21 protein-coding genes and 1 tRNA gene are annotated in these 24065 nt (G+C 62.1%); 9 read left to right on the top strand and 13 right to left on the bottom strand.

Annotated features, from left to right (window positions below; translation table 11 throughout):
* The first annotated feature begins 151 nt into the window (after nt 1-151).
* Nucleotides 152-1288 (top strand): ATP-binding protein, encoded by a 1137-nt coding sequence (locus B5F89_RS04640; RefSeq protein ID WP_087430633.1) that lies wholly within the window; start codon nt 152-154, stop codon nt 1286-1288.
* Nucleotides 1289-1637: 349 nt separating this feature from the next.
* Here B5F89_RS04640 and B5F89_RS04650 read toward each other — a convergent pair whose 3' ends face one another.
* The 4 genes from B5F89_RS04650 to B5F89_RS04665 form a co-directional block, all read right to left on the bottom strand.
* A complete protein-coding gene (locus tag B5F89_RS04650) occupies nt 1638-2210 on the bottom strand; it encodes a flavin reductase family protein (RefSeq protein WP_087430635.1) in 573 nt (190 codons plus the stop codon).
* A gap of 56 nt (nt 2211-2266) precedes the next feature.
* Nucleotides 2267-3292, bottom strand: a complete 1026-nt coding sequence (locus B5F89_RS04655; RefSeq protein WP_087430636.1) for an aldo/keto reductase — start codon at nt 3290-3292, stop codon at nt 2267-2269.
* A gap of 7 nt (nt 3293-3299) precedes the next feature.
* The gene (locus tag B5F89_RS04660; RefSeq protein ID WP_087430637.1) at nt 3300-3632 is read right to left on the bottom strand and encodes a putative quinol monooxygenase; all 333 of its coding nucleotides are present in this window, start codon (nt 3630-3632) and stop codon (nt 3300-3302) included.
* A gap of 75 nt (nt 3633-3707) precedes the next feature.
* Complete coding sequence (locus tag B5F89_RS04665) at nt 3708-4301, bottom strand: maltose acetyltransferase domain-containing protein (protein WP_087430638.1); 594 nt, start codon at nt 4299-4301, stop codon at nt 3708-3710.
* A gap of 163 nt (nt 4302-4464) precedes the next feature.
* On the opposite strand from B5F89_RS04665, the gene B5F89_RS04670 reads away from it, so the two are divergent.
* From B5F89_RS04670 to B5F89_RS04680, 3 genes are all read left to right on the top strand, one after another.
* The gene (locus tag B5F89_RS04670) at nt 4465-5106 is read left to right on the top strand and encodes a TetR family transcriptional regulator (protein ID WP_087430639.1); all 642 of its coding nucleotides are present in this window, start codon (nt 4465-4467) and stop codon (nt 5104-5106) included.
* A 122-nt stretch (nt 5107-5228) separates the two neighbouring features.
* Nucleotides 5229-6083, top strand: a complete 855-nt coding sequence (locus B5F89_RS04675; RefSeq protein WP_087430640.1) for an MBL fold metallo-hydrolase — start codon at nt 5229-5231, stop codon at nt 6081-6083.
* Nucleotides 6083-6709: a histidine phosphatase family protein gene (locus B5F89_RS04680; RefSeq protein WP_087430641.1), complete on the top strand. Its 627-nt coding sequence runs from the start codon at nt 6083-6085 to the stop codon at nt 6707-6709. The genes B5F89_RS04675 and B5F89_RS04680 overlap by 1 nt, the downstream gene beginning before the upstream one ends.
* A gap of 20 nt (nt 6710-6729) precedes the next feature.
* On the opposite strand, the gene B5F89_RS04685 is transcribed toward B5F89_RS04680, so the two are convergent.
* Both B5F89_RS04685 and B5F89_RS04690 read right to left on the bottom strand, forming a co-directional pair.
* Nucleotides 6730-8106 (bottom strand): nucleobase:cation symporter-2 family protein, encoded by a 1377-nt coding sequence (locus tag B5F89_RS04685; RefSeq protein ID WP_204230577.1) that lies wholly within the window; start codon nt 8104-8106, stop codon nt 6730-6732.
* Nucleotides 8106-8684 carry a xanthine phosphoribosyltransferase gene (locus B5F89_RS04690; protein ID WP_087430642.1) on the bottom strand — a complete coding sequence of 193 codons (579 nt, stop codon included), beginning with the start codon at nt 8682-8684 and terminating at the stop codon, nt 8106-8108. Before B5F89_RS04690 ends, B5F89_RS04685 begins: the two co-directional genes overlap by 1 nt.
* Before the next feature lie 181 nt (nt 8685-8865).
* Here B5F89_RS04690 and B5F89_RS04695 point away from each other — a divergent pair, with 181 nt between their 5' ends.
* The gene (locus tag B5F89_RS04695) at nt 8866-9741 is read left to right on the top strand and encodes a LysR family transcriptional regulator (protein ID WP_087430643.1); all 876 of its coding nucleotides are present in this window, start codon (nt 8866-8868) and stop codon (nt 9739-9741) included.
* A 350-nt stretch (nt 9742-10091) separates the two neighbouring features.
* Here B5F89_RS04695 and B5F89_RS04705 read toward each other — a convergent pair whose 3' ends face one another.
* Nucleotides 10092-10409 carry a nucleotidyltransferase domain-containing protein gene (locus tag B5F89_RS04705; RefSeq protein WP_158098417.1) on the bottom strand — a complete coding sequence of 106 codons (318 nt, stop codon included), beginning with the start codon at nt 10407-10409 and terminating at the stop codon, nt 10092-10094.
* A gap of 484 nt (nt 10410-10893) precedes the next feature.
* Nucleotides 10894-12168, bottom strand: a complete 1275-nt coding sequence (locus B5F89_RS04710; RefSeq protein ID WP_087430645.1) for a hypothetical protein — start codon at nt 12166-12168, stop codon at nt 10894-10896.
* Nucleotides 12169-12425: 257 nt separating this feature from the next.
* Between B5F89_RS04710 and galE the strand changes: the two genes are divergently transcribed.
* Complete coding sequence (gene galE, locus B5F89_RS04715; RefSeq protein ID WP_087430646.1) at nt 12426-13490, top strand: UDP-glucose 4-epimerase GalE; 1065 nt, start codon at nt 12426-12428, stop codon at nt 13488-13490.
* Nucleotides 13491-13596: 106 nt separating this feature from the next.
* Complete coding sequence (locus B5F89_RS04720; RefSeq protein ID WP_087430647.1) at nt 13597-14670, top strand: polyprenyl synthetase family protein; 1074 nt, start codon at nt 13597-13599, stop codon at nt 14668-14670.
* Between the two features lie 41 nt (nt 14671-14711).
* On the opposite strand, the gene B5F89_RS04725 is transcribed toward B5F89_RS04720, so the two are convergent.
* The 3 genes from B5F89_RS04725 to B5F89_RS04735 form a co-directional block, all read right to left on the bottom strand.
* Complete coding sequence (locus B5F89_RS04725) at nt 14712-15434, bottom strand: VTT domain-containing protein (RefSeq protein WP_087430648.1); 723 nt, start codon at nt 15432-15434, stop codon at nt 14712-14714.
* A 126-nt stretch (nt 15435-15560) separates the two neighbouring features.
* A complete protein-coding gene (locus B5F89_RS04730; RefSeq protein ID WP_158098418.1) occupies nt 15561-17297 on the bottom strand; it encodes a HAMP domain-containing sensor histidine kinase in 1737 nt (578 codons plus the stop codon).
* The gene (locus B5F89_RS04735; protein ID WP_087430650.1) at nt 17294-18028 is read right to left on the bottom strand and encodes a response regulator transcription factor; all 735 of its coding nucleotides are present in this window, start codon (nt 18026-18028) and stop codon (nt 17294-17296) included. The genes B5F89_RS04730 and B5F89_RS04735 overlap by 4 nt, the downstream gene beginning before the upstream one ends.
* A 221-nt stretch (nt 18029-18249) precedes the next feature.
* Between B5F89_RS04735 and B5F89_RS04740 the strand changes: the two genes are divergently transcribed.
* Nucleotides 18250-19152, top strand: coding sequence for a peptidoglycan-binding protein (locus B5F89_RS04740; RefSeq protein WP_204230578.1), 903 nt, complete (start codon nt 18250-18252; stop codon nt 19150-19152).
* Nucleotides 19153-19195: 43 nt separating this feature from the next.
* Nucleotides 19196-19269: transfer RNA gene (locus tag B5F89_RS04745), tRNA-Gln, on the top strand.
* Between the two features lie 376 nt (nt 19270-19645).
* On the opposite strand, the gene B5F89_RS04750 is transcribed toward B5F89_RS04745, so the two are convergent.
* Together B5F89_RS04750 and B5F89_RS04755 are read right to left on the bottom strand one after the other, a co-directional pair.
* Nucleotides 19646-21484: a carbon starvation CstA family protein gene (locus tag B5F89_RS04750; protein WP_087430651.1), complete on the bottom strand. Its 1839-nt coding sequence runs from the start codon at nt 21482-21484 to the stop codon at nt 19646-19648.
* 351 nt (nt 21485-21835) lie between these two features.
* Nucleotides 21836-23995 (bottom strand): acyltransferase family protein, encoded by a 2160-nt coding sequence (locus B5F89_RS04755; protein WP_239286675.1) that lies wholly within the window; start codon nt 23993-23995, stop codon nt 21836-21838.
* Nucleotides 23996-24065: the final 70 nt, after the last annotated feature.

Consider the following 24065-nt stretch of genomic DNA (forward strand, 5'->3'; position numbering starts at 1 on the left):
TGATGTCAGCCGAAAACCTTGCTATCTCATTGCATGCGGTGTTGCTTCGGGAACGTTCAAGCGAGTCGATGACAAGGACCTACTGCTCTCTAAAGCCGAGATCTACGAGCTGCAAACCGCCGGCACTCCCGTAGGCAGCGACCGCCGCCCTGTGCCGGAGACGGACGTATCCGACCTCGATGCTGAACAGGTTGCCCGCTATCTTGCCGCCATGTCTTCATCCAAAGCGCTACGTGGCGTCGCGGACGATGCGCAGGCCCTAGAACGCCTGGGCATTACGGACAAGCAGGGCACGGTAAGGCTCGCCGGCCTTTTGACCTTAGGAGCCTATCCCCAGCAATACTTCCCCGCATTGGTTATCGAAGTTGCGCACCACCCGGGCACAGAAAAGTCTGAGCCCGGTCAGCCGCGCTTTCTCGACCGCGTGACGTGCGACGGCGCGCTCTCGGAAACCGTCACCGATGCCGTTCGCGCGGTGCTGCGCAACCTGCGCACCATATCCTATGTCGATGGCGTTAGCAGGCACGATACCCCCGAGATTCCCGAGGAGGTTCTTCGCGAGGCGATTGTCAATGCGGTCGCCCATCGTGAGTACCGGAAACTGTTTGTCGGTCAGTCTGTTGCGATCGACATCTACCGCGACCGGGTGGAAGTCACGAGCCCCGGAGGGCTCTGGGGTGGCAAAACCCTTGCCAATCTCGCCGACGGCACCTCCCGCTGTCGCAACAGCACGCTCATGCATCTGATGGAGACGATGCCGGTGCGCAATGGAGATGGCCTGCACGCCGAGCGACAAGGATCGGGCATCCCCTTTATGATCAACATGATGCGCGAACGCGGACTGCCTGATCCTGCGTTTTACGCCGGCATCGATCAGTTCAAAGTCGTCTTATGGCGTCCAAGTGCTGAGATGGCACCAGCGGAGCACGCGTCGCGCAGAAAAGAAATAGTCGTTACCAGCTGTAATGTAACGAATGGCATTCCTCAATCAAGGAGCACAGACACCGCGCTGGACATCCTGCCGACGATGCCACATTCCAACCGCGTCTGTCTCGATTTCGATGGCTCCTCTCACAGAAAGGAGCGTCTACAGCAAATTATGAACTTCGTCGAGGAGCGGGCGCCGGTAGGAATCCAAGAGATATCCGAGAGCCTCGATATCAACCTGGCGACCACGCGCCGCGACATAAGAGCCCTGCTCAAGGCGGGATATATACAGGCAACGGCGCCCGCACAAAGCAGACGCCGCCGTTATTACCCTGCGCCAGCAGGGCATTCCCCAAGCTAGCAAGCTAAGTCTCCTCGACAAACCGTCATCAAGGCCCTCTCGCCGGTGACCACTACTCCACAAGTCCGTAGCAGCACACGCCAGAATCGATTGCTGTAAAATGCCTGGCCGAGCCGCTACAACGCAAGGCCGTCAACCCATGCGTCGATATCCGCTGTGGGCGTACCGGAGCCAAAGCGCGTGCTAGCAACCCACGTACCCGTACCGGTCATACCCGCCAGCTCATCGGCACTCGACCCTATACCTGATGATGCCGATGTGCAAAACGGCACCACGGTCTTTCCCGAGAAATCGTTGACAGATGCGAACGTCTTAACAGGCCAGCTTGGGACCCTTTCCGCCCGCCCGGTTAGTCTGTGACGGCCATCTCGGCCTCGCGCGCCTTGGCAAAGCTCAGGCACTCGGCAATCTTCTCGCCGCAGGCCAGGTAGGTGTAGGTGGGCATCTCAAAGAGCACGGGGCTCAGCGCTGCGATGTCAACCTTGCCGTCGTCGGCCACAATTGCATCGTCCGCATAGGTGCCCGCAATGGAACAGATAAAGTTCTCAAAGTGATCGATCTCGTAAACATCCTCGACACGGCACTCCATGGAAAGCTTGGCGTCGTCGATAAGCGGGGCGCCGGCCTCGCCATCCGTCCAAGCGAAGACATCGGCCTTGCTCTGACGCGCGCCGCTCACGCTGCCGCAGAAGTCCGCACGGTCAAGCCAGCTCTCGTCCACTACGTTGACGGACAGCACGCCCGTCTTCTCGATGCAGCTGTTGATAAAGTGCGCTCCCGCGAGGCTCACCATGATCTTGCTATGACTTGGGATGCCTGTGTGCGCCACGAGCGTCCACGTAGGTTCGTCGCCGTTCATAGCGCCCACCACCACGACGGGCGTGGGATAGAGGGCGAGTTTGGGTCCAATGCTTTTCTTCATACGGGTCCTCTCTCGATTCGGAGCGATACGTCCCTAGGGATAGATAGAGCAAGTCCCTATTTCTTGTGGGGGTCGGTTGTGCCTGCCAGCGGCTTCTCGCCGGGGCGCGCAAGCGGTCCCACCAGCTCATGCGCCGCGTACGGCTCCTCCAGATAGGCGATCTCGTCGGGCGTGAGCGCCACGTCAAGCGCTGCCACCGCATCGTCCACGCGCTCGGGACGTGAGCAGCCCACAATAGGCGCCTCCACGCCGCGCGCCCACAGCCAGGCAAGCGCCACCCGCGCCATCGGCACAGCGTGCTTCTCGGCAACCTCTGCCAGCCGGGCAATAATCTGCATGTCGTTCTCACGCGCCGCATCGTACTTATTGCGCATGGTGGCGTCGGTGGTGGAGCGCTTAGAGTCCGAATCCCACGTGGGACGGCACAGGTGCCCCGATGCTAGGGGCGAATACGGCGTGAGCGCCATGTCGAACTGACGGCACACGGGAATCATCTCGCGCTCGTCCTCGCGATAGAGCAGGTTGTAGTGGCACTGCATGCTCGTGAACCTGGTCCCGCCGTTTTGCTCGGCAACTACCTGCATATTGTGCAGTTGGTAGGCATACATCTCGCTCGCGCCGAGCGCGCGCACCTTACCGGCTCGCACGACCGCGTCGAGCGCCTCCATCGTCTCCTCGATGGGCGTGCCGTAGTCAAAGCGGTGGATAATGTAGAGGTCGAGGTAGTCGGTTCGAAGACGCTTGAGCGTGCCGTCGATCTCGCGATTGATGGCCTCGCGCGAGAGGTGCCCGTCGTTGAAGTAAACCTTGCTTGCCAGCACGATGTCCTCGCGCGGTACACCGAGGTCGCGCAGAGCCGCGCCGATATACTCCTCGCTCGTGCCGAAGGCGTAGGTGTTCGCCGTATCGATGAAGTTGATACCCAGTTCGAGCGCCCGCTTGATGACCGCACGGGTCTCATCCGGTCCGATGGTCCACTGGTGGAAATCGGGCGACGCCTTACCAAAGCTCATACCGCCGAGGCACAGGCGCGACACTTTGATGCCGGAATGACCGAGCGTTGCATACTGCATATCTGCCATAGAGCGCCTACTTTCGAATAAACGCCTGGTCATGGGCGGGAAGGCCCGCCTCGTCCGTGACGTAGCGCTCGGCCGTCATGTGCAGGTCGTACTTATCGCGTAGCTCCGCGATCTTTGCCATCATAGGCGAGGCGTGGTGGGCATCGATCGCCTCCTGGTCGCGCCATGCGTCGATAAGCAGCACCGTCTCCGAGTCATCGAGCGGCTGGAAGTAGCGGTAGCGCACGTTGCCTTCCTCGGCACGGATGGCGTCGGCCGTACCGGACGCCTCCATCTCCTCCGCGAACTTGCGCGCCGCGCCGTTCTCGCCCGTGTAATACAGATTCACCGTAATAGCCATTGTGTCCTCCTCATCTCTGCGCGGCCCGTGCCGCGTACCTATAGCCGAAATCGCGGTATATGTCCTTTGAGTCTCTTATCCCTCATCTGCCCCAAGCGGCTCGAGCTCGCGAATCACGCGCGCCGGCACACCAGCGACGACACAGTTGTCCGGCACATCACGCGTGACTACGGCACCCGCGCCTACCACCACATTGCTGCCGATGGTGACGCCCGGCACCACAATGACGCCGCCGCCAATCCACACGTCGCTGCCGATGGTGATGGGCTTGGTGGTGGTCACGAGCTTAAGCGTCCCGTCCGCGCCGCGCTTCCAGCGCTCACGGGCGTCCACCGCATGGCTGCCGCAGAAGAGCTTCACGTCGGGCGCAATCACCACGCGGTCGCCGATGGTCACGAGCGCGCTGTCTTGGATGGTGCAGTTGCCGTTGATGAAGACATCGTGGCCGATGCTCGTGTGCTTACCGTAGAGAACGCTTGCGGGCGATTGCACGGTCACGTTATCGCCGCAGCTGCCGAGCATGTCACGTAGAATCTCGCCGCGCCGCGCCGGCTCTTTTCCAGCGTTGTAGGCGACGAGCAGCTCTCGCGTACGGGCGAGCATGCTCTGGATTTCTGGATCCGTGTAGTCGTACTCAAGCCCTGCCAGCAGTTTCTCGTGTTCAGTCATCACGAATCCCTCCCGAAGCTAGATCTTCCTTGTCTGTAATTTACGCTACGCTACGTTACTTGTAAAGTAGTTTTTCTACTTTGATTATCTTATTTGCTCTTTTGAGATACTTCTGATACTATCTTGGCGAAAAGATACGTTCATACGGAGGCACCGACCGCATATGGCAGAATTCGTCCGAGCGCGCAGCGACGAGCAGAAAGAACAGCGCCTGTCAGAAATCAAGCAGGTTACCCGCGATCTTTTTAGCGAGCTTTCCTATCACGAGATAACGCTCGCCGCCATCGCCGAGCGCCTCGGTTGGTCGCGCGCCGCACTCTATAAATACGTTACGTCCAAAGAGGACATCTTCCTCGAGCTCACGAACGATGCCATGGAGGCGTACCAAAACGACCTGCTCACGGTCTATCCGGCAGGCTCCACGTTCTCGCCCACCGTGCTCGCAGAGGTCTGGTGCGAGCAGGTGGTTGCCCACCGCGATTACTTCCGCTACGGCGACCTTCTCATGACCATCATCGAGACCAACTGCACGCTCGAGCGCCTCGCCGCCTTCAAGGCACGCTACTACGCAGGTCAAGACGCGCTCTCTGCGCGCTTTGCCGAGAACCTCGGCTGCGAGCCCGCCCGCATGGCACAGATGCTCTACGCCGTGTACTGCCATGCCGTGGGCATCGCCGGCTGGTGTCAGGAGAGCCCCCGCGTGGCGGAGGCCATCGAGCTTGCCGGGCTTGAGCGACGCACGGTGGACTTCCGGGGCGAGATGCGCGATTTCATAGGGATGTGCCTTACCCACTACACGGCCTAATCCCCTGTTCTTCGGGTAGCGCGCGATGGCCGCGCGACGCTACCCGCTGCCATAACAATCTATACCGCCATGCAGGAACCCTGCGGTTCCCGCACCCTTCCGTCATACCGAAAGGAAGCGTTATGACCGACTACGCACCAACCGCCTGCACCCATACGTTCAATCCCGCCACGACCGTCATCACCAACGAGCGCGGGCAGGCTGTGCCCACCGGCACCGTGCCCGTCGACGCCTGCGCCTTCGGCCCGCAAGAAGCGACCACCGTCACCTGGCTCGGCGGCGCGGGGCTCCTCATCAACGCCCGCGGCACGCGCATCATGATTGACCCTGTGCTCGAGGGGTTCGACATGCCGGTGGTCTTTGAGGCGCCCATCGCCCCGGCAGACGTCCCCGCGCTCGACGCGGTGCTTCTCACCCATATCGATAACGACCACTTCAGCCGTCCCACCTGCCACGACGTCGCCGGCGTGTGCCCGGCCTACCATGCGCCGCAGTACGTGGCAGAGGTGGCGCGCGAGGAGGGGCTTCCCGGCATCGGCCACAATATCGACGAGACGTTCACCGTGGGCAGCATGACCTGCTACCTCACCCCGGCGTGGCACAACTGGCAAAACGACTCTAAGAAGTGGGCATACCGCGAGTGGAAGCGCGAGGACTACTGCGGTTACTGGCTGGACACGCCGGACGGTACCATCTGGCTGCCAGGCGACTCCAAACTCCTGCCCGAGCATCTAGAGATGTCCGAGCCCAAGATGATCCTGCTCGACTTCTCGGACAACGAGTGGCACATCACCTTCGAGGGCGCGGTCAAGCTCGCAAACACCTATCCAAACGCGCAGCTCCTCTGCATCCACTGGGGCACGGTGGACGCGCCCGACTGGTCAACCTTCAATGGTGACCCGCGTGCTCTGGCCGCCGCTGTCGCGAACCCCGAGCGCGTGCTCGCGCCGCTTCCCGGTGAGGCGGTGACCCTGTAATGAAGACGCTTTACCTTACGCGTCACGGCGAGACCATGTTCAACCGCCAGCACCGCATCCAAGGCTGGTGCGACTCGCCTCTCACCGAGCATGGACGCGATCAGGCGCGCGAGATGGGCGCAATCCTGCGCGAGCGCGACGTGAATCCCGATGCGGCCTTTTGCTCGACAGCCGAGCGCGCCGGCGACACGCTCGAGCTTCTGCTTGGTGCGCTCAATCCCGCACAGCACCTAAGCTACACACGCCTGAAAGGCCTGCGTGAAATGTTTTATGGCGACCTCGAAGCACAGCAGGATTTTCTTGCCGAGAACGATCCCGAGGCATGCCGGACCTACTACCTGCAGTTTGGCGGCGAGTCGTCCGATGCGGTACGCGACCGCATGGTGGCAACGCTCACCGATATCATGCGCGCACCCGGACACGACTGCGTGCTCGCCGTGGGACACGGCGGCGCCAACTTCAACTTCCTGCGAGCTGTGACCGACCCCATGCCCATCCTCAACGCAGGCTGGGGCAATCTCACCACCTGCGTCTACACCTTTGACGAGGCACGGGCCGACGAGCTGCCCGATGGGCAGGGCGCCGGCCCGTGGAACCTGGTTGAGGTTATACGTTTGCCTAAATAGCGCAATTTGCGCCGGCACGCTTATGCGTCGGCGCCCGCCTCCACCTCATCTTCCTCATGCGGGAGCAGGAAGTTTGCCACCACCGCCACCACAAAGGCAATGGCGATGCAGTTGCTACCAAAGATGGACTGCACAATGGGCGGAAACGCCACAAAGATGCCCTGCACCTGCGTAAAGCCAATACCGGCAGAGAGCGCGAGCGCCGCAATGGTGATGTTTCGCTGCGTAAAGCCCGCCTCGGCAATCATCTGAGCACCCGAGAGCACGATGTTGCCAAACATCATGACCGTGCAACCGCCAAGCACCGCCTCGGGAAGCGAGTTGAAAACCGCCGCCACCGCGGGCACAAAAGCCGCGAGGATAAGAATCGCGCCGCCGCAGGCAATGACGCGGCGGTTGACAACGCGCGTCATGGCAACAAGACCGACGTTCTGCGCAAACGAGGTGATGGGAAGGCAGCCGAAAAGGCCCGCGACCGAGGAGACAACGCCGTCCGCCGTGATGGCACCCGACATCTCGCGGTCGGTGGGCGTACGGTCAAAACCCACCTTGGTGAGCGCGGTGGTGTTACCCATGACCTCGACGGAACTCACGAGATAGAGCAGCCCGAGCGAGATAATCGCGCCAAGGTCAAACTCCGGCGCAAAGGGCATGAACTGCGGGATAGAGACGGGCGCGAGCCCCGAGAACGCGCTCAGGTCAACCTTGCCGAGCACAAGCGCTACCACGTAGCCCACCACAAGACCAAAGAGGACCGAGAGCTGCTTTTTGGTTCCCTTGGCGAGGCACTGGAAGGCAAGGCAGCTCACGAGCGAGATGGTCGCGAGCAAAAGGTTCTGCCAACTGCCAAAGTCCTCGGCACCCGATCCGCCGCCAAACGATTCCGCGCCCACCGAGAGCAGCGAGAAACCAATGGAGGTCACCACCACGGCCGATACGATCGGCGGCACAAAGCGACGCCAGTAGCGCACCGTGAGGCCGAGCGCGCCCTCAATAAGGCCGCCGACAATGATGGCACCGACCGCGATGTTATACCCCTGGGCGGCGACAATGGCAACGACCGCCGAGACGTACGTGAAGCTAATGCCTGTCACAATGGGCAGCGCGCCGCCCACGCGCCACAGGGGAAAGAGCTGGACCATCGTACCGAGGCCCGCCATAAGCAAGGCGTTTTGGATGAGCGCCGCAGACTGCGACGCATCCATACCGGCTGCCGCCGCAACGATGAAGATGGGCGCGAGGTTTGCCACAAACATGGCGAGCACATGCTGGAGGCCATACGGGAAACCCTGCGCTATCGATATTTTGGCGTAGAAGTCACCGAGTGCCGACGCCATGCTGGCAGCGCCGTCTGCACTGGCCGCCGCGCCGTTGGGGCGCTTGTCCTCGGCCGCCATTAGCGGAACTCGATTTCGCCGGTCGCGGGATCCATCGCATCGACAATGGCAAGCGACTGCAGGTCATAGCCACGCTCGCGCAGACTCGCGCCGCCGTCCTGGAAGCCCTTTTCGATGGCGATGCCAATGCCCTCAACAACCGCACCGGCAGCTTCGCAGATCTCAATGAGGCCGTTCAGGGCGCAGCCGTTGGCGAGGAAGTCATCAACAAGCAGCACGTGCTCGCCGGCGTTCAGGAACTTCTTGGCCACGATCACGTGGAAGTCCTTCTGCTTGGTGAACGAGTGGATGGAGGTCGCGTACTGCTCGCCATCGAGATTGATGGACTGATACTTCTTGGCAAATACCACGGGAACGTTATTGAAGTGGCGCGCTGCCACACAGGCGATGCCAATACCCGACGCCTCGATGGTCAAGATCTTGTCGACGGGCTTGCCGGCAAAAAGACGCGCCCACTCCTCGCCCATGCGATCAAACAGCGCAACATCGCACTGGTGGTTGAGAAACGCGTCGACCTTAAGGACGTTGCCCTCCTTAACGGTGCCAAAGCGGCGAATGTACTCCTCGAGCTCCTTCATGCAACCTCTTCTCGTCGGCGCCCGGCACGAGTGACAGGCGCGTTGTCCCTGCTGTGATTATACGTGCCCCTACCCTGATGAAACAGCGTTTCGTGCATTTGGGCTATAGTTCGAAGCTGAGCATTCAGTACCATGGTTTTGTTCAAACCGCGCCACATCGAAGCGGCAACGAAGGGACTCTATGGAACTCCGCCATCTGCAGTACTTCCTCATGGTCGCCCGCGAGGGGACCATCTCCGGCGCGGCGCATGCGCTCCATCTATCCCAGCCCTCGCTCTCGCGCCAGATGCAGGACCTGGAACAGGAGCTCGGCCTCAAGCTCTTTGACCGTGGCAGCCGTCGCATCGAGCTCACCGCGGCGGGCATGCGTTTGCGTCGGCGCGCGGAGGAGATTGTCGACCTGGTGGGGCGCACGGAGGCGGAGCTGCGCGTATCAGCCGAGACGCTCACGGGCGAGGTGCGCATCGGTTGCGGCGAAACGCCGGCGGTAAGGCTTATCGCCAACGTGATCGCCGAGATGCAAGACGACTATCCGCTGGTGCGCTTTGCCCTGCACAGCGGCAACGCCGAGGACGTGCGCGAGCGGCTCGACAATGGCCTTATCGACTTTGGCCTCTTTGTGGGCCAGGTCGACCTCACGCGCTACGAGAGCATCGAGCTGCCCGCGCGCGACCGTTGGGGCGTTATCATGCGGCGTGACGACGCTCTGAGCCGCAAGGAGTCCGTGCAGGCGAGCGACCTTGCGGGTCTTCCGCTCATCCTTTCTGCCCAAGGCGGTGACGAGCTGGCGCCGTGGTTCCACCGCGACCTCGCAGAACTCGACGTTGTTGCCACGTACAACCTGCTCTACAACGCTGCGGCACTCGCCGAGGCGCGCGTGGGATACGTGGTGTGCCTTGAGGGGATCGTCGAGGCTTCGCTCGCCACCGACCTTGCTTTCCGCCCGCTGGAGCCCGAGGTCACCGCTGGCGTTGCCATCGCCTGGAAGCGCTACCAGGAACTGTCGCCCGCGGCCGAGGCGTTTCGCCAGACCATAAGCGAACTTTGGGGCAATTGATATTAAGTCAAAGGCAAACGCTATCGTTTAGTCGTCAATATGCTCTAGTATCCACGACTTTACGCGAGGATAATCTTCAGTTGCCGTCTTATACACCGTTTCAAAATGAAGCGTGTAATACCCATGGGCATATACATCGCGCGTTCGTGCGGCATACTTCAATTCGCTACCAGGATAGGCTTGATAGAAATCATCCGAGAGATGCTTCGCAAGCTCGCCGATATTGATTGATGCCATTGCTGCAGCACGTTTTATTGTCTCGTCATTCAATAAAAGCCGAGTCGTCCACGCCTAGCAACAAGTTTTCGAGAAAACTAATTTCATCGAGTATCTTCTCGAGGATATGTCGATCAGGCTGCTTCATACAGCGGCACCTTCTCGCATATATCCAAAAGCGACCCATGGGGAAGAGGGTCTTGAACCATATCGACATCAGTGGCTAGATGGGCCTCCATGGCCTCGAGGGCACGGGCAAGCGTGAAAAAGCTAACAACGGGATCTATGAATTCGACAAGGAGGTCGACATCCGACTCGTCGGACGCAGTTCCTCGAGCATAGCTACCAAATAACTTCACGCTTTTAATCTTCTCGTTATGGGCGGCGGCCGAATTGTATTCCAATACCGCCGCCTTAACGGCGTTACGAATCTCGTCAATGGTGTAGCACACGGCAACCTCCCCTCCCTTGATGGGAGTATTGTACCCGCATCTGCATTTAGTTGGCATCGCAGCACATAGAAGCCCAAACCGCACGTACGGAAACGAATCATGCAATATTCGAGGTAGTGAACCCCAAAACACGCGATTCGGCGCCCTTCCCGCTCTCGGGTTCACTACCTCGATTATTGCAGGCCCTCTACCTGCACTTCCTCCGAGGGCGCATCCCCGGGTTCACTACCCGGGTTCACTACCTCAATTCTTGCAAAAAACTCGGTGGCAGATGGCCACCGCAGCGAGCCGAGCAGCGAGCCGTGCGCCCGGGCCGCGGGCGATAACGTCTGCAACGCGGTGGCGGGCACCCAAAGCGAACCGGGCAAGGCACGCGGCACGGGCCCGCAAACGCATACACCCCGCTCCGCACAAGCAGGCGAAGCGGGATGCTCTTGAAACCAAAGTGGCACGCCGGCAAGCGGCGTGGTTCTCTGCGCGGCTCTTACTGAGCGGCGAGGTTGATGCCCATTGCCCAACCCCAACGGGGGGCGACGGTATCGCCGTAGTAGTTGCACCACGTATCGAGGTTGGTGGTGGCGATGCGGCCGATGTTCTCCATGATGCGATTATCGCCAATGTAGATGCCCACGTGACCCCAAATGCGACCGGCGTAGTTCTTGCTGTACGTCGACACGGCAACAATCATGCCCACCTGCAGCTGGGCCTTGTTGGAGTACGTGCAGTAGCGCGCATACATGTCGTTGGCGTTGCCACCGATGTAGCCGTAGCCCGCACGCTGGAACACGCGCGAAACCCATGCCGCGCAATAGTTGGCGCCGGGGGACGGCGTAGCGTAGCAGGAGTCGACGATACGGCGCTGTGCCGAGCTGGCAGCGTTGTAGTCCTGGCCGCTACCCGCCTGCGGGATGTAGCCACCGCCGCCGCTGCTTCCGCCACCGCTCGACGAACCCTGCTGGGCGGCGAGTTCCGCCTGGCGACGGGCCTCCTCGGCAGCACGAGCCTCGGCCTCGGCCGCAGCGACAATTTCGGCGTCGCGCTGGGCCACAAGCTGCTGCACCTCGCCAGAAAGACCGCTCAGCACCTCTTGGACCTCGTCCTGCTTCGCTTGCATGCTCGCAAGCTGCTGCGTCTGCTGGTCACGCAACTCCTCGAGGTCGGCCTTCTGGCCCTCGAGCTCGGTCTTCTTCTCCTCGAGCTCGGCCCGGATCGCGTTGATCTCCTTGATGGCCTCGCGGTCAGCCGCGTTGATCTTATCGATGTAGTAGATGTTGGAGAGCAGCTCATCGAACGACTCGGACGAGAACAGCAGCGCGAGCGCGTCGTTGCCGCCGTTCTTGTAGCTCGACGCCACGCGATCGGAAAGCTCGCCCTGCTTCCCCTCGAGCTCCTCTTGCTTCTTGTCGATCTCTGCCTGCGTGTCGTCGATCTGGAGCTGGACGTCCTCGATCTTGTCGAGCGTCTGCCCCTGCTGAACGGTGAGCGCCTGGAACTGCGAGGCAATCTCGTTCAGCTGGGCTTGCACGGCGTCGTACTCCGCCTGCGCCTCCGCAAGGGCGTCAAGCGTCTCCTGCGTGGCCTCGGCTGCACCCGCCGCACGCGGCAGGCCGAACAGCACCGCGGCACCGGCAAGGCCCAAAAGGCCCTTGAAGGCGGTGCGACGAGAGACCTGGTCCTGATAGGCAATGCTCAGGAAGGCGTTGGTGAGGTCGGTTTGCTTCTGCGCATCCGTAAGCGCGTCTTCTGTGCGTTGTGACATATGTGCTCCGTTAGTAATGTGTGTATATGTCGCCGAACGTAGACTTAAGGATAGCGTACTTTGCGGGCATCCGTTCTATTTACACAGACGTGTTTGTGTTGCGAATTGTTCACTTCTGCAGCATAGGGTGTCATTTCGGCATCAAAACAGACCAAGTTGCACGAAGGCGTGTCCGTTGTCGTAACCTTTGCCCCTGCGGCGTTTACGGCGTGTTGCCTGCGCTATACTCGGTGGGACCATCAGCGGAAGGAGACCGCATGTCCAGCACGCTTACCCCCAATCAGACCTGCGTCCTTGTAACCGGTGGCGCCGGGTTTATCGGCTCGCACACCGTCGTCGAACTTCTCGAGCAGGGATATAAGGTCGTCATTGTGGATGACCTGTCCAACTCGAGCGCCGTTGCCGTCGAGCGCATCAAGCGCATCGTGGGCGACGAGGCGGCGGCCAACCTCACCTTCTACGAGGCAGACGTCAACGACCGCGAGGCACTCGAGCGCATCTTTAGCGCGCACCAGATCGACCGCGTCATCCATTTTGCCGGCTACAAAGCCGTGGGCGAGAGCGTCTCGAAGCCGATCGAGTACTACGCCAACAACATTGGCAATACGCTTACGCTCGTGGACGTCATGCGCGCGCATGGCTGCAAGTCCATCATCTTCTCCAGCTCGGCCACCGTCTACGGCGACCCGGACAGCCTGCCGCTTACCGAGGCGGCGCCCAAGAAGCCCGCGACCAACCCCTACGGCTGGACAAAGTGGATGATCGAGCAGATTTTGACCGACCTTCACACCGCAGACCCGGAGTGGGACGTCGTGCTGCTGCGCTACTTCAACCCCATCGGCGCGCATCCCTCGGGCCTCATTGGCGAGGACCCCAAGGGCATCCCCAACAACCTCGTGCCCTACGTGGCGCAGACCGCCATCGGCAAGCGCGACGCCGTGCACGTCTTTGGCGGCGACTACGACACCCCCGATGGCACTGGCGTGCGTGACTACATCCACGTGGTCGACCTCGCGCTCGGCCATGTGGCGGCGCTTGCCTGGATGAACGGTAAGACCGGCGTGGAGGTCTTCAACCTCGGCACCGGCACGGGTACCTCGGTGCTCGAAATCATCCGCGCGTTTTCCGCCGCCTGCGGACACGAGATCCCCTATGTGATCGAGGCGCGCCGCCCCGGCGACGTGACCGCCAACTACGCCGACTGCGCCAAGGCGCGCGAGCTCATGGGCTGGGAGGCCAAGTACAACATCGACGACATGTGCCGCGATTCGTGGAACTGGCAGTCCAAGAACCCCGACGGTTACGCCACGCCCGAGGCGTAACGAACACCGCCGCGGCCAAGGCATAACCGCAGCGCCACACACGATAGCAACCACCGCGGGGCGAACTCCTTTTGGGGCTCGCCCCGCCTCAGAAGAAGGGCCCGCCATGGCAGAGAAAAATCCACGCAGCACCGCAGATGGCACACGCTTTGTTGCCTACCTGACCGAGAAGCTGCCACTTGTGGAGCAAGCACTTGCCGAGACCGTGGCACGCCCCCTGACCGACCTGCCGCAGGAGCGCGACCTCACGCGCTACCTCTACGAGCCGCTCGAGCGCTTCACCGCATCCGGCGGCAAGCGCGTGCGCCCCGTGCTCGCCCTGCTTGGGGCCGAAGCCGTGGGCGGCGAGGGCGCGCGCGCCCTCTCCCCCGCCGTTGCCATCGAGCTTTTCCAGAGCGCCGCGCTCATCCACGACGACATCGCCGACGAGGGAGAACTCCGCCGCGGCGAGCCGTGCCTGCACGTGAGCGAGGGCACCGGCATCGCCATCAACGCGGGCGACCTTGCGCTCACCCGTGTGTTTGAGATTGTGCTTGCCGATGGGGGACTCGAGCCCGCGCGGCGCCTGCGCGTGCTCGACGAGCTCGCCCGTATGGAGCGCCACACGCTCGAGGGTCAGGCCCTCGACCTTGGCTGGGTGCGCGACGCGCGCTGGGACATCTCGAGCGCAGACTACTTCTACATGGTGGACAGCAAGACCGCGTGGTACACCGCCGCGAGCCCGCTTCTCATTGGCGCCATCGCCGGTGGGGCGGACGACGCCCGCGCACGCCGCCTCATTGAGGTGGGCACGCCCGCGGGCATTGTCTTCCAGGTGCAAGACGACCTCTTGAACCTTGTGGGCGACGCCGATGCCCAGGGCAAGGACTTCCGCTCCGACATCACCGAGGGAAAGCGTACCCTCGCCGTGGTAACCGCGCTCGAGAATCTCGAGGGCGCACCTCGCGAGGAGCTGGTGGGGCTTTTGCGCGCCAAGACGAGCGACCCGGCAGACCTCGCGCGCGCCGTGGAGCTCATCGAGGCCGGCGGCGGCATCACAACCTGCCGCGACGTAGCGCGCAAAAACGCCGAGCGTGCCATCGCGGCCGCGCACTCCCTTGCCGATGAGGGCGTTATCGCGCATCCTGCGGCCGAGGTGCTCGAGTCGATGGTCCACTTCTTTATGGAGCGCAACAAATAGCCGACGAGCCGGCGCGCCGCAGCAAAAAGAGACGAGAGGCGCTACACTCGCCCACGCGCCTCGAGGCGCTTGTACGCGATGCCACCCGCCACAATCAGCATGCCCGCTACCACTACGGCAACCGCCGCCAAGACATAGTTGCCGTCCCCAAAGGCAGAAGCCGCTATGGTCGAGGTCACGATGGAGGGAATGCGCCCCGCCGTGGCAATAGCGAGCACCGCCGCAAAGCGCATGCGCGTGAGACCAGCAAAGTACGTGAGAAAATCCTTGGGCGTTCCCGGAATGAGAAAGACGATGAGCATGATGAGCTCGAGCTTGCGTGCGTCTCTGATCCATCCGTACCGCTCGAGTTGACTGCGGTCAAAAAAGAGCCCCACCACGCGCCAGCCCCATGCGCGCACCGCGAAGTAGATGACGCTGGATGCCACGGTGCTCGCGATCAGACACAAGATGGTACCCTCGACAAACCCAAATGCGTAGCCACTCGCCAGCTCTACAGGCTCTCCCGGTAAAAACGCCAGCAATACCTGCAGGATATTCACTCCAACGATGGCCAGGCGCGACAGCACGGGATGCTCCGCCACATACGCGCGCACCGCGTCCGCATCGGCAAGCCACGCGTAAACCGCCGGAAGATACTCCCAGCAAGCAATGAGCACGCCCACGAGCGCCACTATGCCGGCAGCGATAACCAGCGCACGCTTGCGCCGCAGCGTGGATTCTCCAGAGAGACCCTTGATGTCCAACGTCGCCTCTTCTCCCATGTGGGATCGGCCTCCTTCCGCTTGGCGGGCACGACACAGTACGCCCCTGCACACGCCGTTACACGGCATGCGACTTCTCGCCTTAGAGTGTAGAAAGGGGCCGATAAACGGAACTTGAAGGCACGGTTAAGGTTTTGCTAACTCCACGGCAAAGGTCACGTGGACGAGCGCCCCGCCCGACGTGTCATTTGCAAGCTCAAGGGACCCGCCGTGCAACCGCGCAAGCATCGAAGCAACCGTGAGTCCCAGACCAAAGTGCTCCGCAGACTTCTGCTCGCTAAAGAACGACTCGCAGCCGCGTCTGAGCGCCTCAGCGCTAAATCCCGGGCCATCATCGGTGACCGTCAGATCAAGCACGGCAGGCAGAGCCCCTTCCGCCTCGTCTGGAGCAGACGCCTTCTCGCCGTCCGTCTCGCACCGGCGGCGCAGGCAGACGGCCAGCGACACACGCTGCCGGGCAAACCGGCACGCGTTCGACATCACGTTGCCCAGAACTTCCTCGACAAGCGACGCGTCCACGCAAAGCTCTGCAGCGCCGGTGGAACCGCACACATCGGCAAGCTCGTTGCGCACCGCCACGTGGCAGGCAATTCCCGCCTCGGACGCCAGCGTACGCGCGGTGCGGCCCAAATCGCCGGCAAGTACCGAGAAAGCAACCAAGCCGCGCTCCACCTCGCGATCTTCCAGCTTGGTTATCCCCGTCATGGCTTGAGCATAGGATTGAAGGCGCTCGACTTGCCCTTGCAAGGTCGCGATATGCGGCGACGGCTCTTTGCCCTCCATCATCTCGAGCGTACCCTTGAGCACCGTCACCGGCGTGCGGAGATCGTGCGCAAAGGCAGCGTTTAGGCGCCTACGCTCCTCTGCCGTCTCAAACAGCTCGCGCTGGGCCTCCTCAAGAGACGCGCGCATACGTTCAAAAGCAGAGGCCAGACCTGCAAACTCCCTGCCCGCTACCGCACCGAACGTAAAATCCAAATCCTGCGCGGCGATACGCTCCGCCGCGTGATGGAGCGACCCCAACGGCTCGGCAAGACGAACCCGACAAAACTGCCTGAAGAACACCGTTGCAAGAATGCCCAGGACAGCAAAGGGCGCTAGCCCTGCCGCGATGCGCAGGGCGAACATGAGCGTGGTCTCGGTACTCGTCTGCGCCTGTGACACGTAATAGCCGATGTTCGAGGTAAGGATCTCATCGTTCGCCGCGCCAAGCTGCTCTATCGCGCCCCCCAGTTCACCTGCAGCGGACAGTCGCTCGCGTCGCTCGCGCTCGTCGTAACGCGCAAGCTCGTCCGCCGCGATGGGCTCAGGGTCGTAGGGATTCCCTCCCGCCTCAACATAGTCCGCCTCGGTATAGTTGCCGCCCCAATCGTAGAGTTTGAGGCCAGCGTCAGAGGAAACCCGCTCGAGCGTCGCGTACACGATCGGCCGCTCGGTCGAAGCATTGATAACCTGCGGAGATTCTTTATCCGTCTCTGTGCTCGCACGCCCGATGCCGTCGTGCATCCCCACATACAACATGCGCTCGCCCGTCCCGCTGCCCAGATCGACGGAGACCGCAGGAACAAGCTCATTCGATGCCTTGTCATAGATGTACGGACCACTGTCCACCTCGGTGCGGCCCTCGTTCTCCATACGGTCCAGGTAGCGATATCCCTCGAGGCACGCCACCATGAGCGCTACCGAAATCACGCCAGAAAGCACCAGGCAGATTGCCGTGTAACAGGCAAACGACCGCATAAGGGGAAGATTGCGCCACCACGCAGACAAACGCGTCCGCAGCGCGCCGGGAGTGCCGTTTCCAGAAGCGGCCTCATAACGGCGCCCGCCCACGGTGCATGCCTTGTCCCTTTTCTCGCTCATCGTGCCTCCCATTTGTACCCGACACCCCACACCGTCGCTATGGGATCTTGCGCACATCCCGCATCGGCAAACTTGCGCCGGATGCGCCTCACATGCTCACGCACAATGCCGGGGTCGCCCTCGGCGTCCCAATCCCACACCTGCTCGTAAATCTGCTGGCGGTCATACACGCGTCCCGGGTTCTTGGAGAGCATCGCCACGATGTCAAACTCCGTCCGCGTGAGGTCGAGCGCAACGGCGGCCTCGTCCGGCCGTTCGACCGAAACCGCGCGCCGCCCGTAATCGACAGTGATCTTTGAGAACATGCGCACGCTCTCCGTCGTGGCAGGCCGACGCGCCTCTCGGGCAAGATGGGCGCGAACGCGACCGCCCAACACGGCGAGCGAGAAGGGCTTGAGCACATAGTCGTCCGCCCCTGCGGCGAACCCGTCGAGCTGGTCGGCGTCTTCCACGCGTGCCGTCAGAAAGATGATGGGGCAGCTCAGATGCTCCCGAATCTTTCGGCAGAGCGCAAACCCATCCATACCCGGCATATTCACGTCGAGCAGCGCCAGATCGATTGCTCGCTGCGAACCGTTGCCCCCAGCAAGTGCAGCGTTGACTGCCTCCAGCGCTTCACGAGCGCTCGTGGCACAAACGCACCGATATCCCTCGCCCTCAAAAAACGCGCCCAGCATGCGAACAATATCCGGTTCGTCGTCCACAATTAGCAGGCGCGCGCCCTCGTCCATACCGGCCTCCGATCGGTTGCTCCCGTCGATTGTATTCTGGCAGGCTTTTGTCGAGTTTTTTCCTACAGCCGTCTTGCCGTGGAATCTTTCTTGAAGCGACCCCCTATAGCCGGCTCCGCCAGCATGAGTGACCCCGAATTGCTAGACTAATAGCCAGTTATGCCGTTTTTCGCTCGCATCGTGCTGCGCGAGGCGGGCGCTTCGATACGAAGAGGTTGTCCATGGAACCGATTACGCGTGGTATGCAGGGTCCCGCCGTAGAGGACGTCCAGACCCGTCTTGCCGCCCTCGGGTTTACGCTCGACGCGGGCGAGGTGGCCGAGCACAGCTTTGGCCCCACAACTGAGGAGGCGGTACGTTCGTTCCGCGTCCAGCAGGGTCTTGCTGCTGAGGGTGCCGTCGACCTTGCTTGCTGGAGCAAGCTCGTGGATGCCTCCTATCGCCTGGGCGATCGCACCCTCTACCTCCGCCTCCCCAATTTCCACGGCGCGGACGTGCAGACGCTGCAAAACGCGCTCAACGCCCTCGGCTTCTCGTGCGGAGAGGCGGACGGTTACTTTGGCCCGCATACGGAAGCTGCCCTGCAACAGTTCCAAGAGAACGTTGGCCTTTTTGCCGACGGCATGGCCTTCCAGGATACGTTTAGTTACATCAAGCGCCTGCATCACGTGTGGGGCGGCAAGCCCTCGGTAAGCGAGTCCGAGGTCCGCACCGGCTTTGCGCGCGCTGCAAGCGTGCTTGAGCGCTACCGCATCGCCGTTATTGGCGACGACCCCATCTCGCGCAACGTTGCCTCGCGCATGTGGAATATCGCCTCTGCCACAACCGAGGGCAGCGGTTTCACGCTTTGCGACGACGCCGCTCCCGAGGACGCAGACCTCATTCTCGAGGTCGCGTCTACCGAGCTTCCCGAGGACGCCGAGCCGCGCGCGACCATTGACCTCTCCAACTGCGCGAACCTTTCGCAGCGTCTGCGCACCGCGTTTGCCGCTGCGGAGAAGGCGCCCGCGCGCATTCGCATCGAGCTTACCGGCATGACGCGCATCGGCTCGTTTACCACCAGCGACGCGCAGGCGCTCGCCGTGCAGCTGCTCGACGGCGTTTGCGATGCACTGAGCAATTAGGTACACTGTCTGACGCGCGCCGCATACGGTTAGCGCAGCATAGTGGGGCATCGTCCAGCGGCAGGACCCCGGTTTTTGGTGCCGGTTACGGGGGTTCGAATCCCTCTGCCCCAGCCACGCACAATGAAGCCCGCCCCTCATGGGGCGGGCTTTCTGTGTCAGGCGACCGTTTCCTGATCCGTAGCATGCCTTAGGCGTTCGCATTCGCCACTTTGGTCAAATTACCCCGCGAGAGAGCAGTTGCTCGTATTCCATTAGTCCATTCCGCACGCCATGCAGAGCCAATTCGGTAGCTTCTGTATCCCCGCTCACGCCAAAAGCTGAATATGGGCCGAGCCCGAGCGCTTCGCGCTCCCCTTGCGGCAGTACAAAATGCCCCCTCACAACCCAATTTGACCAAACTGCTCCAATGGAACAGGGACGGTACCAGCGATACCGCCAGAACCGTCCCTTCACTCGAGAGCATCCTAATAGTTCTCAAGAAACCATGGCGCTACGCGCGGGCGCTGGCACCCTCTGCGGGAGCGTCCGCCGCGTCGGGACGCGCGCAATGGGCGCGACCGAGCTCGGTCCACTCGGGCTCCTCGTCGGGAAGCGAGCCCGCTTCCTTGGTGAAGAACTCCTTCAGGCAGTTGTACGCCACGATTACGCCAAGGACCATCAGCAGAATCGCAAACACGAGCTGCAGGCCGGACGTTGCGATAACCGCAACGCCGCTCGTCTGGAGCGCGGTGATGCAGCCGAGCGTGGACTGCACGAGCGACGTAAACGTGGAGCACAGCAGAAAGACCACGGGCACGTAGAGCATGAAGCCGCGACGGCCAGTGCACTTGCAGAACACCGCGAGCGTGATCATGGTCATGCCACCGAGAAGCTGGTTGGAAGCACCAAAGAGCGGCCAGATGTTGGTGTAGCCGCCAAAGGCGAGCGCGAGGCCAAGGGCGAGCGTGAGCACGGTGGCGACCCAGGTGTTAGAAAGGACCTTGGCGGCGCCGGTAAGCTCGGCCTGCTCATCCTCAAGCGCGTCGTTGCTCTTGGCAAAGAACTCCTGGAAGGAGAGGCGGCCGATACGCGCGACGGCATCAACCGAGGTAAGGGCGAGTGCAGAGACGCACATGGTCATAAAGACCGTGGCGAGCGTCGAGTCGACCCCAAAGGCGGTCATACCGCGGGCGACGCCCTGGCTGAAGATCTGGAACGGAGTGCCCACCTGCGCTCCACCCGCACCGGAGGTGTTCATGGTCGTGAACATGATAGCGGCAAACACGATGGCGAGCACGCCCACAAAGGACTCGAGCACCATGGCGCCGTAGCCCACCACGACCATATCCTGCTCCTTCTCCACCTGCTTGGAGGAGGTATTGGTGGAGACAAGGCTGTGGAAGCCCGAGAGCGCGCCGCAGGCAACAGACACAAACAGCAGCGGGAACACGTAGCTGCCACCCTCGGCGAGCGCGCCAAAATCGGCGACCATCGGGGCAGTCATCTCGGCATTGCCACCGAGCGCGAGCACAAAGATGCCCACCACGGCGCAACCGATCATGACGAGCATCATGATGCTCGTGAGGTAGTCGCGCGGCTGCTTGAGCACCTGGATGGGCATGGCCGCCGCAAAGAGCAGGTACACCGTGATAACCGCGAACCAACCCATCTTATCGAGGTAGACCGGGAACTGCATACCGACGGCAAACATGGCCACAAAGAGCACGACGCCCACCGCAAGCTCACGCCAGCCGGTGAGGTTGAAACGGCGGCACACCCAGCCAAAGGCAATGGCAACAAAGGTGAAGAGGATCGAGATGGTGCCCGCCGTACCGCCAAAGTACGAGGCGGCCGTGTCGACGGCGCCCGAGGCGTCAGTCACCGTCATGAAGGTGCCCGCAACCATATCGACAAAAGCAGCGATCACGATGATGGTGAAAAGCCAGCTGAAGAGCAAGAAGAGCTTGCGGCCGGTGCGACCGATGTACTTCTCAATCAACTGGGCAAGGGACTTGCCGTTGTTCTTCACGCTTGCGTACAGCGCGCCGAAGTCGTGCACCGCACCAAAGAAGATGCCGCCCACAAGCACCCACAGAAGCACCGGCAACCAGCCGAACATCATGGCGGCGATGGTGCCCGTGACAGGGCCCGCGCCGCAGATGGAGCTGAACTGATGCGAGAACACCGTGAAGCACGACGCGGGCGAGAAGTTCTTCCCGTCCTCCATGCGGCGCGCAGGGGTGAGCGCCTCGGCGTCCACGCCCCAGGTGCGGGCGAGCCAGCGCCCGTAGAGCAGATAGCCGACGGCGAGCACCACCGCCGCGGCAAGCACAACCAACAAACCGTTCATACGAAATGCCCCCTTCAGAACCATCGCAACGCAAACAAAACGCGGGGCCGTCGCATTCGGTCGACGGCCCCGCTCAGGACCGGTCCGCTTATGTAGCGCGGACCGGTATGGCACCTATCCGCGCTAGGCAATAATCTCAATAGCGATAGATAGATGACGTACGTTCATGTTGCGCGATCCTTTTGGTATCGGGTGCCGGCTCTGCGCCAGCACGTCTCGTTCCAACGAAAGGCAGTATCGCGCTTTAGTTTGATGGAGTCAACGCAGGGGCGTCGCATGTTACGAGCCTGTTGCGGATGTTTCGCCTTCGTTGCGTTCCCGGTTTTTGGCGCCGGGGACGCCGCGGGTGCGCTACTGGTCGTCCTTTGGGTTGAGCGGGTGTGCTTTGGGCGCGAGCGCCGCGCAGAACTTGGTCAGCGCGTCGCGCACCGCCACGACCGCCGGATCATCGGTATGGTCCTCGGGATGGAGCGGCAGGTCGTTCTTAATGGCGTCGTAAACCAGGTTGATGTACTCCTTGGCGCCCGAGGACGATAGATGCGTGCCGTCGCCGTCAAAGAGGTCGTTGCGCCCCGCCGAGTAGCTATACCAGTCGATAACGCGCACGTTGGCATAACGCTCCGCCGCGCGGCCGATGGCGTCGTTGGTCGCCTGGACCCAGGGCTGAGGGCTGCGCGTGTTCACGAACACGGCAATGCGATCCTCCCCCACTGTCGCCATAAGGCCGTCGATTGCCTCGTCGGTCACCAGACCATTCGTGCCGAGGGCAAACACGGCAATCTTTCCAGCAAGGTTTTGCTGGACGTAGCTCGCATAGGACTCCGCGCCGGCCGAGAACTGGCGGCTCTTTGCCGCGTCGATGTGCCCATGCGGGAAGGTCGACTCAAAGTCGGGCACGGCGCGCAGCGACACGGAGTCGCCCACCATGACCACGTCGTAGGAGCCCTCCGGGAATCCGTCCTCGCCCGCAACGACCGCATCGGTGGAAGTATCTTCTGCCGCACCCTGATCGGAGGCGTCCGGCGCTGCCTCGGTGTCGCCATCTCCGGTGGTGTCTGCCGCATCGGCATCCGCCGCAGCATCCTCCTCGGTGTTGAGCACCGCCGCGCCCTCAGCGGAGAGCGCCGAGGTGTCCGGCACAAAGGCCAGGCCGCCCAAGGCGACGGCAAGCACGAGCGCCAGGGCGCCCGCGCGCACCGGATAGGCGCGCACGATACTCGCCGGCGTCGCACCCTCGGCACGCACACGGCGCAGGAAGGCGCCAAGGACGCCCTTGCGGAACGGCGTCTCGATAAAGCGATAGGAAATCTCTGCCGCCGCCACCACAACGAGCGCCTGAATGATGAGCATCCACCACGGGGTCTCGTTGATGTTGGAAACTGGGTTCATGAGCAGAAGCAACGGGTAGTGCCAGAGGTAAATGCTGTACGAGCGCTGGCCGAGCCACACAAGCGGCGGCAGCGAGAGCGCGCGGGCGACCATACCGCCCGGCTGGACGGCGGCGGCGATGACCATGAGGGTCAGCACGGTGGCGAGCAGCGTGCCGCCCTGGTACTGGAACGCGGTGTATCCGTTGGTGAAGAGCACCATGAGCACAAGGCCAGCGATACCGATGAGACCGATCACATCGAGCTGCCAGACCTTGTCGCCCTCGGCCACTCCCGCAGCGCCGCGGCGCGAGGGGCGCGATGCTGCGGCACCGTATGTGCTCGGGGTGGCCGCGTTAAGCGCGGCGAGTTCCTCGGGCGTGAGCGCCTCGGCATCGGCATCGTTTTCTGCAAGCGCCGGCAGGAAACGGTCAAGGCCGAGCACGCGCACCAGGCGCGCGGGGCGCATAGACCCCTCGGGAATAAACGCGAGCCAGGCACCCAACAGCAGCGAGAACGCGCGGGTATCGGTTCCGTAGTACAGACGGCTCGGGTCGGCCGCCGGATCATAGAGAAGCGTCATCGCCGCCGCCGAGACGATGGCAAGCACAAGCACAAAGCGGCGCGCCACGCGGTGACGGATGCCGACGCGCAGCATCACCAGAAGAACCGGCGGCCAGACGAGGTAGAACTGCTCCTCGATGGCGAGCGACCAGAAGTGCGTAAGCGGCGAGGGATCGCCGAGCGCGTTGAAGTACGAGACGTTGTTGAAGATCTGCCACCAGTTGTTGACGAACAAAAGCGACGGGATGATGTCCGGGCGCATCTTGGTGAGCATAACGTGGTTGAAGATGGTGCAGAGCACGATAGTGACAACCACAACGGTCACGATTGCCGGCAGCAAACGACGAATGCGGCGCAACCAGAAGCTCTTGAGGTCGATCTTGCCCGACTGGTCAAACTCCGCGATAAGAAGGCGCGTGATGAGGTAGCCGGACAGGACGAAGAACATCGTCACGCCAAGAAGGCCACCCTGCGCCCAAGGCAGATGCAGATGGTAGAGCACCACCGCGATGACGGCGAGCGTACGAATGCCATCGAGGGCGGGGATGTAGCGCATACGGCGCGGCGTGGACTCAGGCACCGCCGCTGCGGAAGCAGACGCGGCAGAAGGACGAGCACCGGCGCTGCGGGAAGCAACGCTCGCGCGGCGA

It is taken from the genome of Collinsella sp. An307 (assembly GCF_002161805.1).
Taxonomy (GTDB): Bacteria; Actinomycetota; Coriobacteriia; order Coriobacteriales; family Coriobacteriaceae; genus Coprousia.